The organism is Roseovarius salincola, assembly GCF_026891095.1.
GTDB classification, from domain to species: Bacteria; Pseudomonadota; Alphaproteobacteria; order Rhodobacterales; family Rhodobacteraceae; genus Roseovarius; species Roseovarius salincola.
The window spans coordinates 69856-84630 of record NZ_JAPTNL010000013.1 but is presented as its reverse complement, the minus strand read 5'-3'; the positions used below and the strand labels follow the sequence as shown (position 1 = coordinate 84630).

Below are 14775 nucleotides of genomic sequence, written 5' to 3'. Positions count from 1 at the left end.
ACGCCATGCGCGCGCGTCAGCCCGGAAAGTTCAGGGTTTCCAGGTCAGGAAATTGGCGATCATGCGCAGGCCGGTGGCCTGGCTTTTCTCGGGGTGGAACTGGGTGCCGACGATATTGTCGCGCCCCACCACGGCGGTGATCGCACCACCGTAATCCACATGCGCCAGAAGGTGCGAAGCGTCGGCGACGCGGAAATGGTAGGAATGGACGAAATAGGCGTGATTGCCGGTGGCGATCCCGTCGAAGATCGGGTGGGGGTGGTCGATCACCAGATCGTTCCAGCCCATATGGGGCACCTTGAAGGAGGCATCCGACGGCGTGATGCGTTCGACCGTGCCGGAGATCCAGTCGAAACCGTCGGTGGCGCGGTATTCCAGCCCGCGCGTGGCCAGCATCTGCATGCCGATGCAGATGCCCATGAAAGGCTGGCCGCGCGTGATCACGGTTTCCTCGATCGCCTCGAACAGGCCGCGATGGTCAAAGAGCTGATCGCGGCAGGCGGGAAAGGCCCCGTCGCCGGGCAGCACGACGCGGCTGGCGCGGCGCACGGTGTCGGGGTCGGAGGTGACGGTCACCTCGCCCGCGCCGGATTCCTGCGCCATGCGCTGAAACGCCTTGGCCGCCGAATGGAGGTTGCCCGATTCATAGTCGATGATGACGGTGGTCATGGCGCTTACAGCGCCCCCTTGGTCGAGGGCACGGCGTCGGACATGCGCGAATCGGGTTCCACCGCCGCGCGCAGGGCGCGGGCGACGGATTTGAAGGCGGCCTCGGCGATGTGGTGGCTGTTGATTCCGTGCAGCGCATCCACATGGAGCGTGATGCCGCCATGGGTGCTGATGGCCTGGAAGAATTCGCGCAGGAGTTCGCAGTCGAAGCTGCCGATCTTCTGGGTCGGCAGCGCGACATTCCAGACAAGATAGGGGCGCCCCGACAGGTCAAGTGCGGCGCGCAGCAGCGCGTCATCCATCGCCAGCAGGCAATCGCCGTAGCGGCGGATGCCGCGCTTGTCGCCAAGCGCCGAGGCGAGGGCCTGTCCCAGGGCGATGCCCACGTCCTCGACGCTGTGGTGGTCGTCGATCACGGTGTCGCCGTCGCAGCGGATGGTCATGTCGATCAATGAGTGGCGCGCCAGCTGGTCGAGCATATGGTCGAAGAACCCCACGCCGGTGCGGTTGTCATAGCGGCCGGTGCCGTCGATGGCGACCGTGACGCTGATATCGGTCTCGGCGGTCTTGCGGGTGATCGTCGCGCTGCGCATGAGCCATGGTCCTTCGTGCTTGTGCCGCGCCCTTATAGGCGCGTGCGCGGGCTGCGCCAATAGGCGCGCGACGCTGCGCGGGCGAACGGGCAGGACTGCAACAGGGGAAAGGGGATAACCGGGCAAAACGACGGCGGCGCCATGGGCGCGGCGCTGTCACACCGGTCGGGGAAGAGAGAAATTGGAGCGGGTGATGAGATTCGAACTCACGACATTTACCTTGGCAAGGTAACGCTCTACCCCTGAGCTACACCCGCATCCTTGGGTGAGGCGTGAGATATAAAGTCTTGGCGCGGCCTGCAAGCCCAAATTTCGGGCGCTGGCGAAAAAATTCCCGCAGCCGGGGACGCTGACGTCAGTGCCCGTAGCGAAAGACCATTTCGGCATAGACCAGCGCGGACCCCAGGAGAAGCAGGCCCAGAAACAGCAGAGGCCGCCATTTGGGCGGGCGCGAGGGCCGGGCTGTGTCGTCATGTTCCGGGCGGGGCATGGCGTGCCTTTGTGCTGTGGGTGGCGCGGGGGGAAAGACCGCGCCGTCAATCAAGGGTAGAAAGGCGCGCGAGACCGGGCAAGACAGTTTGCCGGGGCGGCAAAGCCTTGCCGGAACGGCCAAGCGCGATGCGCGGCAAATTGCCGGTGTCAGCCGGGATAGCGGCTCGCCGTGGCCGGGGGCAGGCCGACATCCTGGCTGTGGACGACGACCCCGTCCGGCGTCAGCAGGAGGATCCCGTAAGCGCCCGGTTCGTCCACTGAAAGGTGGCAGTCGCGCGAGTCGAGCTGCATCGGCATCTGGTGGCAGGGGCTTTTGAAGATGGCGGTCGGCAGGCCCGCGGCGCTGCCCGAGATGGCGCGGTGGATATGGCCGCTGACGATCTGCGCGACCTTGCCATGACGGATCAGCCTAGAGAGCAGCGCATCACGGTCACGCAGCCCGATATCGTCCATCGCCGCGAATCCGGTGTCGATGGGCGGATGGTGGGTGAAGATCGTCACATGCCGCCCCGCCGCGCCCGAAAGCGCCGCATCAAGCCAGTCGAGCCGCGCGGGACAAAGCCAGCCGCTATGGAGGTCGGGCGCGTCTTCGTCCAGCGTGTCGAGCAGGATCAGCCGGTGGTCGCCCAGGTCGTGCCATTGCTGGCAAAAGCCGTCGGCGGTGCGCGGATGGCCGGGAAAGGCCGCGTTGAAGGCGGCGCGCCGGTCGTGATTGCCCAGCATCAGGCTGACCGGCAGCGGGCAATCCGCCAGGTTCGCGCGCAGGCGGGCATATTCGGCGGGTGCGCCGCTATGGGTCAGATCGCCCGTGATGACGATGCGCGCGGCATCGGGGTGATGGGCCAGCGCATGGGTCAGCGCCTGCGAGAAGCGCGCCGCCGGGTCCAGCCCGATGATCGTGTCGCCATCGGGCAGGATGTGCAGATCGGTGAAGACAAGAACCTTGTGCATGGGTCGTGCCCGCCTTCGCGGCGCCGCCTGTCGTTGCGCCTATTCCAGTTCCACCAGCAGGTCCTTGGCGTCGATCTGGCCGCCGGGTTGGACATGCAGCGCCTTGACGGTGGCGTCGCGCTCGGCGTGGATGCCGGTTTCCATCTTCATCGCCTCGATGGTCAGCAGCATGTCGCCTTGCTTGATCTTCTGGCCGACACTGACCGTGACGCTGGCCACCACGCCGGGCATGGGCGCGCCGACATGGTCGGGATTGCCCTGTTCGGCCTTGGGGCGGGCGGCGGTGGCGGCCTTGGCCTTGCGGTCAGGGACGCGGATCACGCGGGGCTGGCCGTTGAGTTCGAAGAACACCTTGACCTCGCCGTCCTCGCCGGTTTCGCCGACCGTCTGCAGGCGGATCTCGAGGATCTTGCCTGGGTCGATTTCGGCGCTGATCTCCTCGCCGGGTTCCATCCCGTAGAAAAAGGCACGGGTGGGCAGGGTGCGCACCGGGCCATAGACGCGGTGGCGGCCCATGTAATCGAGAAAGACCTTGGGATACATGAGATAGCCGTTGAGGTCCTCGTCGTCGATGAGTTTGCCTTCGAGCTCCTTGATCACCGCGGCGCGGGTCTCTTCGAGATCGACCGGCGCGAGATGCTTGCCGGGGCGTTCGGTGTTGGGCTTTTCGTCCTTGAGCACCTTGCCGACGATCCCTTCGGGGAAGCCGCCGGGGGGTTGCCCCAGATTGCCGCGCATCATGTCGATCACGGAATCGGGGAAGGCGACATCGGTGTCGGGGTCTTCGACCTCGGCGCGGGTAAGCCCCTGGCTGACCATCATCAGCGCCATGTCGCCCACCACCTTGGAGCTGGGGGTGACCTTGACGATATCGCCGAACATCTGGTTCACCTCGGCATAGGTGCGCGCCACTTCGGGCCATCTGTCCTCGAGCCCCATGGAGCGGGCCTGCGCCTTGAGGTTGGTGAACTGCCCGCCGGGCATTTCATGCAGGTAGACTTCGGAGGCGGGCGCGGCGAGGCCGGATTCGAAGGCGACGTATTGCGCGCGCACCTGTTCCCAGTAGTTCGAGATGTCGCGGATGCGTTCGATGTCGATTTCGGTGTCGCGCTCGGTATGCATCAGGGCTTCGACGATCGAACCGAGGCAGGGCTGCGAGGTGCCGCCAGAGAACGCGTCCATCGCCGCGTCGACCGCATCGACGCCGGCTTCGGCGGCAGCCAGGATCGTGCCGCCCGCGATGCCGCTGGTGTCATGGGTGTGGAAATGCACGGGGATTGAAAGCTCGTCCTTGAGGGCCTTGACCAGCACCCGCGCAGCGGCGGGTTTCAGAAGGCCCGCCATGTCCTTGAGGCCGAGGATATGGGCGCCTGCGGATTCAAGTTCCTTGGCCATCGAGACGTAATACTTGAGGTCGTACTTGGCGCGGTCGGGATCGAGGATGTCGCCGGTATAGCAGATCGTGGCTTCGCAGATCTTGCCGGTGTCGATCACCGCATCCATGGCGACGCGCATGTTCTCGACCCAGTTGAGGCTGTCGAAGACGCGGAACACATCGACGCCGGTTTCGGCGGCCTGGCGCACGAATTCCTGCACCACGTTGTCGGGGTAATTGGTGTAGCCCACCCCGTTGGAGGCGCGCAGCAGCATCTGCGTCAGAAGGTTGGGCATGGCGGCGCGCAATTCGCGCAGGCGCTGCCATGGGCATTCCTGAAGGAAGCGGTAGGCCACGTCGAAGGTCGCCCCGCCCCAGCATTCGACCGAGAAGAGCTGCGGCAGGTTGGCCGCGTAGCTGGGCGCGACCTTGATCATGTCGATCGAGCGCATCCGCGTGGCCAGAAGGCTTTGGTGTCCGTCGCGCATGGTGGTGTCGGTCAGAAGCAGGCGCTTTTGCGCCAGCATCCAGTCGGCCACGGCGCGCGGGCCTTCGTTTTCCAGCAGGGTGCGGGTGCCGGGAGCGGGTGCCGCCAGCGGTTTGGGCGCGCGCGGCGGCTTGGAATCGGCGGGCTTGGCGCGGCCGGTGGTCTCGGGGTGGCCGTTCACGGTGATGTCGGCGATATAGGTCAGCACCTTGGTGCCCCGGTCGCGCCGCTTGTTGAAATTGAAGAGGTCGGGCGTCTCGTCGATGAAGGTGGTGGTGTATTCGTTGCTCAGGAACGTGGGGTGCTTGAGCAGGTTTTCGACGAAGGCGATGTTTGTGGATACGCCCCGGATGCGGAATTCGCGCAGCGCGCGGTCCATGCGCGCGATGGCGGCCTCGGGGGTCTGGGCGTGGGCCGTGACCTTGACCAGAAGCGAATCGTAATAGCGCGTGATCACGCCGCCCGCATAGGCGGTGCCGCCATCGAGCCGGATTCCCATGCCGGTGGCCGAGCGATAGGCGGTGATGCGCCCGTAATCGGGGATGAAGTTGTTTTGCGGATCCTCGGTGGTGATCCGGGTCTGGAGCGCGTGGCCGTTGAGGGTGATGGAGTCCTGGCTGCTCTTGCCGGTGGCTTCTTCGATGGTCTTGCCTTCGGCGATGCGGATCTGGGCCTGGACGATGTCGATGCCGGTCACTTCCTCGGTGACGGTATGTTCCACCTGCACGCGGGGGTTCACCTCAATGAAGTAGAACTGGCTGGTGTCCATATCCATCAGGAATTCGACCGTGCCTGCGCATTCGTAATCGACATGCTTGCAGATCTTGTAGCCCAGTTCGCAGATCTCGGCGCGTTGCAGGTCGGTGAGATACGGAGCGGGCGCGCGCTCGACGACCTTCTGGTTGCGGCGCTGGACCGAGCAGTCGCGCTCGAAGAGGTGATACATCTGCCCGTGCTTGTCGCCCAGGATCTGGACCTCGACATGGCGGGCGCGGGTGATCATCTTTTCAAGATAACCCTCGCCATTGCCGAAGGCGGCTTCGGCCTCGCGCCGCCCTTCCATGACCTTTTCGGCCAGTTCCTTTTCCGAGTGGATCGGGCGCATCCCGCGCCCGCCGCCGCCCCAGGACGCCTTGAGCATCAGGGGATAGCCGATCTCGGCGGCCTCGGCGCGGATCGCGTCCATGTCATCGCCCAGCACTTCGGTGGCGGGAATCACCGGCACGCCCGCTTCGATGGCGACGCGGCGCGCGCTGGCCTTGTCGCCAAGGGCGCGCATGGTGTCGGCACGCGGGCCGATGAAGGTGATGCCGTTGGCGACGCAGGCATCGACGAAATCGGGGTTTTCGGACAGGAGGCCATAGCCGGGGTGAATGGCGTCGGCGCCGCTGGCCTTGGCGACGCGGATGATCTCGTCGATGGCGAGATAGGCCGCGACAGGGCCGAGCCCCTCGCCGATGCGATAGGCCTCGTCGGCCTTGAAGCGGTGCAGGCCCAGCTTGTCCTCTTCGGCGAAGACGGCGACGGTGCGTTTACCCATCTCGTTGGCGGCGCGCATGATGCGGATCGCGATTTCGCCGCGGTTTGCAATCAGGATCTTCTTGAAGTCGCTCACGGGCTTCAGCCCCCCTTGCTATCGCTTATATGTCATCGGGCGCCGCTGTGGCGCGGGTTGCTGCGCTGCAGCGCCGATGGGTCAGTTTGTAGGAATTGTGAAGGCTTTGCGCAATGGCGCAGCGACGCCTTCCACCCGTTCGCGACATTTTCTGCCCGTTCGGGCGGGCAGGGCGAAGGGTGGTTTCGGGCACTCGGGCAGGGTGTCATTTTTCCGTGGCACCGATCAACAGCCGGTCATGCGCGCCCTTGAGGGATGTCAGCCCCAGTTGCCCCATATTGGCGATCAGGTCCTGGGTCAGGATGTCGGCCAGGTGGGCCGGGCCATCGGCCCCGAGCGCGCCGAGCGCATAATGCCAGGGGCGCCCCAGCATGACGAAATCGGCGCCGAGCGCGATGGCGCGCAGGATGTCGAGCCCGGTCTCGAAGCCGCCGTCGATCAGCACCGGCAGGCTGGTGGCGGCGCGGATGGCGGGCAGGGATTCGATGGTGGCGGGGGCGGCGTCGAACTGGCGCCCCGCATGGTTGGAGACCCAGATGGCGTCAATGCCTTCGCCCTCGATGCGCGTGGCATCGCCTGCATCGAGCACGCCCTTGACGATCATCGGCCCGTCCCAGGCGTCGCGCAGCCAGCGCAGGTAGTCCCAGTCGGGCGCGGTGCGCAGCAGGTAGCCTGCGTGCTTGTTGGAGGGCAGGCCACTGGTTTTACCTGCATATTCGTCGATCAGCCGCATCCGGGGCATGCCGTGCTGTGCGATGCCGAGCGCCCAGGCCGGGCAGCGCGCCACCTGCGCCATCAGGCGCGGGGTCAGCCGGGGCGGCGTGGTCAGCCCCGAGCGCACCTGGCGTTCGCGGCGGCTGGGCACGGGCACGTCCACGGTCAGGATAAGCACGCCGAAGCCCGCATCGCGCGCCCGCTTGAGCATGTCGGTGCGGATGTCGGGATCGCGGGGGGGATACATCTGGAACCATGCGTGATCGCCCAGATCGTCCTTGAGGTCGGCCGGGGTGCGCGTGGCGACGGTGGAGAGCGTGTAGGGGATGCCCGCCGTGGCGGCGGCGCGCGCCAGATGGGTTTCCGCCCCCGGCCAGATCATCCCCGACATGCCGACCGGCGCGATGCCGAAGGGGAGCGGCAGGGTCTGCCCGAAGAGGATGGCCGAAAGGTCGGGGGTGACCTCGCCATGCAGGATCGAGGGCAACATCAGCACCTCGTCGAGCTTGGCGCGGTTGCGCGACTTGGTGCATTCGGTGCCGGTGGCGCTGTCGAGATACTCCCAGACGAAACGCGGGATGCGCCGCAGGGCACGGGCGCGAAGATCAGAGAGGGCGGGATATGTCGCGTGCAGGTTCATGGCGCGCGAATGTAAGCGTTTACATGGTATTGTCCAGAGGGCTTGGAGCGGCCCCTTCGGACAGGTTTACCCTGTCCGGCGGTCTGGTTTGCCGCGAGGGCGGGCTTCTGTTAACGTTTTGTTAATCTTCGTTAACGAAAGAGGCGCCGATGGCGGGAGAAGTCGAGCTTGCGGCCCTGTTATGTGCCTTTCTGGCCGGGTCCGAACAGGAAACCCGGCAGTATTTCGACGTGAACGGCATGTCGCGCCATGTGCGGGTGGATTGCGAAACGGATGCCCATGTCATCGAGATCGGGCTGGATGGCAAGGCGTCGTCGCGCGACAGCGTGCATCAGGCGCTGTTCTTTGCGCATCTGACCGGCAAGACGCCTGCGGTGATCCTGATCGACCGGGACGGGTTCGAGGGGCGGTTCGAATATGAGATGCGCCATGTGACGCGTGCCGCCGGCGTGATCTATGCGCGTTGCCATGAGGATTTCATCATGCGCTGGGCGCGCACCCGAGGGATGCGCGGTGCCTATGGCAGCGCCGCGCAGGACGATCTGCCCACGCATTGGCCCGCCACATCGCTTTGCGATCTGGAGGCGTTGCGCGGCGGTGAGGAGCCGGGATCCTAGTGATGTCCGGCGTGCGTGAAAAGGGCGGGAACAATCCCCGAACATTCCCTTTAACTTGGATGCGCGCCGCGCTAGTCTGGCGCGCATGAGCAGTTTTGACGAATCCGAAGCCCCCGCGGCGGGCTCTCTTTCGGCGCGCGCGATGGCGGCGCGGCCGATGGCGCCATATCTTAAGGGGTTGAACCCCGCGCAGCGCGAGGCGGTCGAGGCGCTGGATGGCCCGGTCCTGATGCTGGCGGGGGCGGGCACGGGCAAGACCAAGGCGTTGACCACGCGGATTGTGCATCTGCTCAACACCGGCAAGGCGCGCCCGCATGAGATTCTGGCGGTGACCTTTACCAACAAGGCCGCGCGCGAGATGAAGAGCCGGGTCGGTCAGACCCTGGGCGAGGCCGTAGAGGGGATGCCGTGGCTGGGCACCTTCCATTCGATCTGTGTGAAGCTGTTGCGCAGGCATCAGGAGCTGGTCGGGCTGAGGTCGAATTTCACCATCCTCGATACCGACGATCAGATCCGGCTGCTCAAGCAATTGGTGCGGGCGGCGGGGATCGACGACAAGCGATGGCCTGCACGCGCGCTGGCGGGGGTGATCGACCAGTGGAAGAACCGCGCCTGGACGCCCGATAATGTGCCAGCGGGTGAGGCGAGCGCCTATGACGGCAAGGGGGTTGCGCTGTACCGGCAATACCAGACCCGGCTGCGCGAGCTGAACGCCGTCGATTTCGGCGATCTGCTGTTGCATGTGGTGACGATCTTTCAGGCCCATCCGGACGTTCTGGAGCAATACCGGCGCTGGTTCCGCTATATCCTTGTGGACGAATACCAGGATACCAACGTTGCCCAATACCTGTGGCTGCGGCTGTTGGCGGGCGGGCATGGCAATATCTGCTGCGTCGGAGATGACGACCAGTCGATCTATGGCTGGCGGGGCGCCGAGGTGGGCAATATCCTGCGGTTTGAAAAGGATTTCCCCGGCGCCAAGGTGATCCGGCTTGAGCAGAATTACCGCTCGACGCCGCATATCCTGGGCGCGGCGGGCGGCGTGATCGCGGCCAACAAGGGGCGGCTGGGCAAGGAGCTTTGGACCGAGGCCGAGGCGGGCGAGAAGGTGCGCCTGATCGGCCATTGGGACGGCGAGGAAGAGGCGCGCTGGATCGGCGACGAGATCGAGGCGATGCAGCGTGGCACGCGCGGGCTGCGGCCCTTTTCGCTGGATGACATGGCGATCCTTGTGCGCGCGAGCCACCAGATGCGGGCCTTCGAGGACCGGTTCCTGACCATCGGGCTGCCCTATCGGGTGATCGGCGGGCCGCGGTTCTATGAGCGGATGGAGATCCGCGACGCCATGGCCTATTTCCGCCTTGTCATCAGCCCTTCGGACGATCTTGCCTTCGAGCGGGTCGTGAACACGCCCAAGCGGGGCCTGGGCGAGAAGGCGGTTCAGACCATTCAGCGGATCGCGCGCGAGAACGGCGTGCCGCTGTTGGACGGGGCCGCGATGGCGGTGGAGCAGGGCGCGATCAAGGGCAAGGGCGCGCAGGCGCTGGGCAAGCTGGTCATGGACCTGTCGCGCTGGGGCCGGATGGCGGGCGAGGGCGAGCCGAGCCATATGGAACTGGCCGAAATCATCCTGGACGAATCCGGCTATACGGAGATGTGGCGGAACGACAAGAACCCGGATTCGCCGGGGCGGCTTGAGAACCTCAAGGAACTGGTGAAGGCGCTGGAGCAGTTCGAGAACCTTGCGGGGTTCCTCGAGCATGTCAGCCTGATCATGGAGAACGAGAGCGAGGAGCAGGCCGAGAAGGTCAGCATCATGACGCTGCATGCCGCCAAGGGGCTGGAATTTCCGGCCGTGTTCCTGCCGGGCTGGGAGGACGGGTTGTTCCCGTCGCAGCGCTCGATGGATGAAAGCGGATTGAAGGGGGTCGAGGAGGAACGGCGGCTGGCCTATGTGGGGATCACCCGCGCCGAGGAGGTCTGCACGATCTCGTTTGCCGGCAACCGGCGGGTATTCGGCCAGTGGCAAAGCCAGATGCCCTCGCGGTTCATTGATGAATTGCCCGAGGCGCATGTCGAGGTGCTGACCCCGCCGGGGCTTTATGGCGGGGGCTATGGCGCGGCGGCGTCGATGCAGGAGGAGAGCGGACTGGAGGCGCGCGCGGCGGAGGCGAATGTCTATAATTCGCCCGGCTGGCGGCGCCTGCAGGAGGCGCGCATGTCGTCGCGCCCGGGCGGGCAGACACGCGGCGCGGCGGTGATCGACGCGCAGGCGGTCAGTGCGCATGTGGTCGGCGAGCGCGTCTTTCACCAGAAATTCGGCTATGGTGCGATCATCGCGATCGAGGGCGACAAACTGGAGATCGCCTTTGAGAAGGCGGGCGTGAAGAAGGTGGTTGCGCGTTTCGTGACCGGCACGGATGACGTGCCGTTCTGAAGGGGGCGCTGCTCCCGTCGCGCGAGGCGCGACTCCCCCGGGATATTTGAAAACAGAAGAAGGCCGGGGCGGTCAGAACGGCAGGGGGGCGTTTTCCTTGACGTCCTTCATGACGAAGAAGGTGCGGATCTGGCGCACGCCGGGCAGGGTGATCAGCATCTTGCCGTGGAGCAGGTTGAAATCAGACATGTCGCGGACGCGGATTTTCAGCAGGTAGTCGAAATCGCCCGCCACGAGGTGGCAGTCGAGCAGTTCCTTCATTTCGGTCACGGCCGCTTCGAAGGCGGCGAAGCTCTCGGGGGTGGAGCGGTCGAGCACCACGCCGACCAGCACCAGCGCGCCAAGGCCGATGGAGACGGGGTTGATCTGGGCGCGCACGCGGGTGACGTGGCCTTCGTCAAAGAGGCGCTGGGTGCGGCGGTGGCAGGTGGCGGGACTGACATTCACCGCCTTGGCAAGCTCGGCATTGCTGAGCCGCCCGTCCGATTGCAGGCGGCGCAGGATGGCAAGGTCGATTCGGTCGAGGGGGGTGGTGGAAGAAGCTTTCATAATTAGTGATTTTATGAGTGAAGATTCATAAGAACAATGCGTTTGATTCGGATAAAGCGAAGTATTTCGTTCAAGTAAGAGAGCACCTTTCAGGCGATACGCCCTAGCATTTCTGGTGATGCAACCAGGAGACAGAGCATGTCGCTTCTTGAGAAATTCGAACGTTATCCGCTGACATTCGGCCCGACCCCGATCGAACATCTGCCGCGCCTGTCCGAGGCACTGGGCGGCAAGGTCGAGATCCATGCCAAGCGGGACGATTGCAATTCGGGCCTTGCGATGGGCGGCAACAAGCTGCGCAAGCTGGAATATATCGTGCCCGATGCCATCGCGAGCGGGGCCGATACGCTGGTCTCGATCGGTGGCGTGCAGTCGAACCACACAAGGATGGTGGCGGCGACGGCGGCGAAGCTGGGCATGAAATGCGTGGTGATCCAGGAAAAATGGGTGCCGCATCATGATGCGGTCTATGACCGCGTGGGCAATATACTGATGACCCGGCTGATGGGTGCGGATTCAAGGCTTGTGGAGGACGGTTTCGATATCGGCATCCGCAAGAGCTGGGAGGATGCGATCCAGTCGGTGAAGGATGCCGGCGGCAAGCCCTATCCGATTCCGGCGGGCGCCTCGGTGCACAAATACGGCGCGCTTGGCTATGTCGGTTTCGCCGAGGAGGTGGCCGCGCAGGAGGCCGAGCTTGGCTTTACCTTCGATTATGTCGTGGTCTGCGTGGTGACGGGATCGACGCAGGGCGGGATGATCGTGGGTTTCGCCGCGCAGGACCGGGCTGACCGGGTGATCGGGATCGATGCATCCTGCACGCTGGCGCAGACCCGTGCGCAGGTGCGCGGCATCGTCGACAATACCGCCAAGCTGGTGGGGCTGGGGCGGGCGGTCCGCGAGGACGAGATCGTCATCAATCCCGATTACGCGCATCCCGCCTATGGTGTGCCCTCGGAGGCCACCAGTGACGCCATCCGGCTGGCCGCGCGTACCGAGGCGATGATGACGGACCCGGTCTATGAGGGGAAATCCATGCAGGGTCTGATCGACCTCACGAAGAAGGGGTTCTTTCCGGACGGGTCGCGGGTTCTTTATGCGCATCTTGGCGGCGCGCCCGCTCTGAACGGATACAGCTATTATTACAAGGATGGCTGAAGCGGCGCGTTCGCGCGCGTCGCGCCCGGCCCGGCGCGGCAGTTTCCCACCTCAAGACACCATGAAACCCGGAGGTTCCATGCCGATTGACCGATCCATCGCTCATCTGAAGACCGTGGAACAGCGGCTGCTGTGGCTGTCGCACTGGATGATCCACAATGCCAAACATATCCGCCCCAGGGCCGACGGGATCAAGGTGGGCGGGCATCAGGCCTCGTCGGCGTCGATGGTGTCGATCATGACGGCGCTCTACTTCTCGGCGCTGAGGCCCGAGGACCGGGTCGCCGTCAAGCCCCATGCCGCGCCGGTGTTTCACGCGATGCAATATCTGATGGGCCAGCAGACGCGCGAGAAGATCGAGGCGTTTCGGGGCTTTGGCGGCGCGCAAAGCTATCCGAGCCGGACCAAGGATACTGATGATGTGGATTTCTCGACCGGGTCGGTGGGGCTTGGTGTCGGGATCACGGCGTTGGCGGCGCTGGTGCAGGATTTCATCGCGGCGAAGGCATGGGGCGATATCCGCAAGGGGCGAATGGTGGCGCTGGTGGGCGATGCCGAACTCGATGAGGGAAATATCTATGAGGTGTTGCAGGAGGGCTGGAAGAACGATCTGCGCGATACCTGGTGGATCATCGACTATAACCGCCAGTCGCTGGACGGGATCGTGCGCGAGGGGCTGTTCGGGCGGGTCGAGAAGATTTTCGACGCGTTCGGCTGGGACGTGGTGCGGATCAAGCATGGCGCGCTTCAGCGGGCCGCCTTCGAGGAACCGGGCGGTGCGGCCCTGCGCGACTGGATCGACAGCTGCCCGAATGCGCAATATGCGGCACTGACCTATATGGGCGGTGCGGTCTGGCGCGAGCGGTTGATGGAGGATCTGGGCGATCAGGGCGACGTGACGGCCCTGATCACGCGGCGCGATGACGCCGAGTTGGCGGCATTGATGGAGAACCTGGGCGGCAATTGCGTGGAGACCATGGCGACAACCTTTGCCGCCATCGACCACGACCGGCCCACCTGTTTCCTGGCCTACACGATAAAGGGCTGGGGCACGCCGATCGCCGGTCACAAGGACAATCACGGCGGGCTGATGACCAAGGCGCAGATGGCCGAATGGCAGGCGCATATGGGGGTGCCCGAGGGGCGGGAATGGGAGCCGCTGGCCACGGTCGCATACGTGGCGGGGCTGAATGCGTTCCTGTCGCGCGTGCCGTTCTTTGCCGAAGGAAAGCGACGATACAGCGACGAGCGCCTTGAGGTGCCCGATATAGCCTTGTCGCCGGAGCGCGAGATTTCGACCCAGATGGCGTTCGGCAAGATCCTCGACACGCTGGCGCGGGGCGAGAGCCGGTTTGCCGCGCGGATCATGACCACCTCGCCCGATGTCACCGGCACTACCGGGCTTGGCCCTTGGGTCAATGGCCGCAAGCTTTTCGCCAAGCAGGCGATGCCCGACGCATTTATCGAGCATCGCATCCCGTCCACGGCGAAATGGAATTTCGCGCCCGAGGGCCAGCATCTGGAACTGGGTATAGCGGAGATGAATCTCTTTTTGCTGTTGGGGGCGGCGGGGCTGTCGCACAGTCTTTGGGGGCGGCGGGTCATTCCCATCGGCACGCTTTACGATCCTTTCGTGGCGCGGGGGCTCGATGCGCTCAATTATGCCTGTTACCAGGATGCGCGCTTCATGATCGTGGGCACGCCGTCGGGTGTGACGCTGGCGCCCGAGGGCGGGGCGCATCAATCCATCGGCACGCCATTGATCGGGATGAGCCAGGACGGGCTCGCGGCGTTCGAGCCGGCCTTCGCAGATGAATTGGCGGTGATCATGGAATGGGCGTTCGACTACATGCAGCGCGATGGCGAGGGCGTGCCGGACGAGCGCACGTGGCTGCGCGACGAGACCGGCGGGTCGGTCTATTTGCGGCTGAGCACGAAGCCGCTGGAACAGCCGGGCAAGCGCGGTGACGATGCGTTCCGGCAAGGCGCCATCGACGGCGGCTACTGGCTGCGCAGGCCGGGGCCGAATGCATCGGTGGTGATCGCCTATCAGGGGACTGTTGCCGACGAGGCCATCGCGGCCGCCGGCATGATGGGCGAACATCGCCGGGATTTGGGCGTACTGGCGGTCACGTCTGCGGATCGGCTGAATGCCGGGTGGAGTGCTGCTCAGCGTGAGCGCGCGCGCGGCAATGACGCCGCGCAAAGCCATGTGGAGAAATTGCTGGGCGATTTGCCGGGGCATTGCGCCATCGTCACCGTGATCGACGGCCATCCGGCCACGCTGGCATGGCTGGGCGCGGTGGCGGGGCACAGGACAATCCCGCTGGGGGTCGAGCATTTCGGCCAGACCGGCACCATCGGCGATCTGGCGTGCCATCACCGGATCGACCGCCACGCCATTACCCATGTGATCGGTACGCTGACAAGAGGCAAGGGCGCGCCGGCCATGTAGCGCGCCGGCGGCGCAGGGGCGGG

General features: G+C 65.0%; 11 protein-coding genes and 1 tRNA gene. 4 read left to right on the top strand and 8 right to left on the bottom strand.

Annotated elements, in window-relative coordinates; translation table 11 throughout:
* Positions 1 to 30 precede the first annotated feature (30 nt).
* The 7 genes from hisH to N5A93_RS14100 all read right to left on the bottom strand — a co-directional run bounded on the left by hisH (position 31) and on the right by N5A93_RS14100 (position 7536).
* Positions 31 to 669: an imidazole glycerol phosphate synthase subunit HisH gene (gene hisH, locus N5A93_RS14130; RefSeq protein WP_268955747.1), complete on the bottom strand. Its 639-nt coding sequence runs from the start codon at positions 667 to 669 to the stop codon at positions 31 to 33.
* 5 nt (positions 670 to 674) lie between these two features.
* Positions 675 to 1262, bottom strand: a complete 588-nt coding sequence (hisB, locus tag N5A93_RS14125; RefSeq protein ID WP_268955746.1) for an imidazoleglycerol-phosphate dehydratase HisB — start codon at positions 1260 to 1262, stop codon at positions 675 to 677.
* 182 nt (positions 1263 to 1444) lie between these two features.
* A tRNA-Gly gene (locus tag N5A93_RS14120) sits at positions 1445 to 1519 on the bottom strand.
* A gap of 98 nt (positions 1520 to 1617) precedes the next feature.
* Positions 1618 to 1752 carry a hypothetical protein gene (locus N5A93_RS14115; RefSeq protein ID WP_268955745.1) on the bottom strand — a complete coding sequence of 45 codons (135 nt, stop codon included), beginning with the start codon at positions 1750 to 1752 and terminating at the stop codon, positions 1618 to 1620.
* Positions 1753 to 1901: 149 nt separating this feature from the next.
* The gene (locus tag N5A93_RS14110; protein WP_268955744.1) at positions 1902 to 2705 is read right to left on the bottom strand and encodes a phosphodiesterase; all 804 of its coding nucleotides are present in this window, start codon (positions 2703 to 2705) and stop codon (positions 1902 to 1904) included.
* A gap of 39 nt (positions 2706 to 2744) precedes the next feature.
* Entirely contained in the window at positions 2745 to 6182 is a 3438-nt protein-coding gene (locus N5A93_RS14105; protein WP_268955743.1) for a pyruvate carboxylase, read from the bottom strand.
* A gap of 205 nt (positions 6183 to 6387) precedes the next feature.
* Positions 6388 to 7536 (bottom strand): alpha-hydroxy acid oxidase, encoded by a 1149-nt coding sequence (locus N5A93_RS14100; protein WP_268955742.1) that lies wholly within the window; start codon positions 7534 to 7536, stop codon positions 6388 to 6390.
* A 149-nt stretch (positions 7537 to 7685) separates the two neighbouring features.
* Here N5A93_RS14100 and N5A93_RS14095 point away from each other — a divergent pair, with 149 nt between their 5' ends.
* Entirely contained in the window at positions 7686 to 8153 is a 468-nt protein-coding gene (locus tag N5A93_RS14095; protein ID WP_268955741.1) for a hypothetical protein, read from the top strand.
* A gap of 85 nt (positions 8154 to 8238) precedes the next feature.
* Positions 8239 to 10590, top strand: coding sequence for an ATP-dependent helicase (locus N5A93_RS14090; RefSeq protein ID WP_268955740.1), 2352 nt, complete (start codon positions 8239 to 8241; stop codon positions 10588 to 10590).
* Between the two features lie 72 nt (positions 10591 to 10662).
* On the opposite strand, the gene N5A93_RS14085 is transcribed toward N5A93_RS14090, so the two are convergent.
* Complete coding sequence (locus tag N5A93_RS14085) at positions 10663 to 11139, bottom strand: Lrp/AsnC family transcriptional regulator (RefSeq protein WP_268955739.1); 477 nt, start codon at positions 11137 to 11139, stop codon at positions 10663 to 10665.
* A gap of 138 nt (positions 11140 to 11277) precedes the next feature.
* Between N5A93_RS14085 and N5A93_RS14080 the strand changes: the two genes are divergently transcribed.
* Together N5A93_RS14080 and N5A93_RS14075 are read left to right on the top strand one after the other, a co-directional pair.
* A complete protein-coding gene (locus tag N5A93_RS14080; RefSeq protein ID WP_268955738.1) occupies positions 11278 to 12297 on the top strand; it encodes a 1-aminocyclopropane-1-carboxylate deaminase in 1020 nt (339 codons plus the stop codon).
* A 79-nt stretch (positions 12298 to 12376) separates the two neighbouring features.
* Positions 12377 to 14752 carry a thiamine pyrophosphate-binding protein gene (locus N5A93_RS14075; RefSeq protein ID WP_268955737.1) on the top strand — a complete coding sequence of 792 codons (2376 nt, stop codon included), beginning with the start codon at positions 12377 to 12379 and terminating at the stop codon, positions 14750 to 14752.
* Positions 14753 to 14775 lie beyond the last annotated feature (23 nt).